General features: G+C 55.7%; 1 protein-coding gene. It reads right to left on the bottom strand.

Translation table 11 applies throughout. The features are described from left to right. Positions 1-1,074 (bottom strand): calcium-binding protein (locus L4D06_RS25405; RefSeq protein WP_429742251.1); only part of this gene is annotated, 1,074 nt, incomplete at both ends.

The raw sequence follows: 1,074 nt of genomic DNA, 5'->3' as shown, positions 1-1,074 counted from the left end.
GGTACCACCAAGAAGGACATCATTACCAACATGACCATATAATTTGTCGTTACCGTCGTTACCTTCTAGGCGGTCATCGCCGTATTCACCATGCAGAGCATCGTCGCCGTTACCGCCTGAGAGGTAGTCATTACCGCCAGCACCATTCAGGGTATCGTTGCCGTCTTCGCCATAGAGTGAATCGTTACCGTTGTAGCCATAGAGGTAATCATTACCCCACTGACCGTAGAGTTTGTCGTCATGATTACCGCCGTCGAGGTGGTCATTGCCGTGACCGCCGACAAGAACATCATTGCCATCTTGACCGTACAGTGCATCGTTGCCGTTACCGCCTTCTAAACGGTCATTGCCCCATTCGCCGTAAAGTTTGTCGTCATGGTTACCGCCATCAAGGTGGTCATTGCCGTGTCCACCGACGAGGGTATCGTGGCCGTCCTGGCCGTAGAGTTTGTCGTTATCGTTGCCACCATGGAGGTAATCATTACCCGCACCACCCAGTAAGGTGTCGTGGCCATTATCACCATAAATGGTGTCATTATCTTGTTGGCCGTCGAGGTGGTCATTGCCGTCACCGCCACGCAGGGTATCGTTACCTGTCCAGCCGTAGAGGGCGTCATCCCCCGCAAGGCCATGCATGTCGTCGTGACCCCATTGACCGTGAAGTTGGTCATTGCCGTTACCGCCGTTGAGGTGATCGTTACCATGACCACCGACAAGGACATCGTCACCGTCTTCACCCCAGAGGCCGTCGTCACCGTTGCCGCCTTCAAGACGGTCATTGCCCCATTGGCCGTAGAGCTTGTCATTGTGCTCGCCGCCGTCGAGGTGGTCATTGCCGTGACCGCCGACAAGAACGTCATTGCCATCTTGACCGTAAAGGGCATCGTCGCCATTGCCGCCTTCAAGACGGTCATTGCCCGATTCGCCGTAGAGTTTGTCGTTATCGTCACCGCCGTCGAGGTGATCATTGCCGTCGCCGCCACGCAGGGTATCGTTACCTGTCCAGCCGTAGAGGGCGTCATCCCCCGCTAGGCCATGCATGTCGTCGTGACCCCATTGACCGTGAAGTTGGTC

The organism is Enterovibrio makurazakiensis (genome assembly GCF_050336585.1).
Taxonomy (GTDB): Bacteria; Pseudomonadota; Gammaproteobacteria; order Enterobacterales; family Vibrionaceae; genus Enterovibrio; species Enterovibrio gelatinilyticus.
The sequence above is the reverse complement of the archived record's forward strand: the minus strand, read 5'-3'. Positions and strand labels throughout refer to the sequence as shown.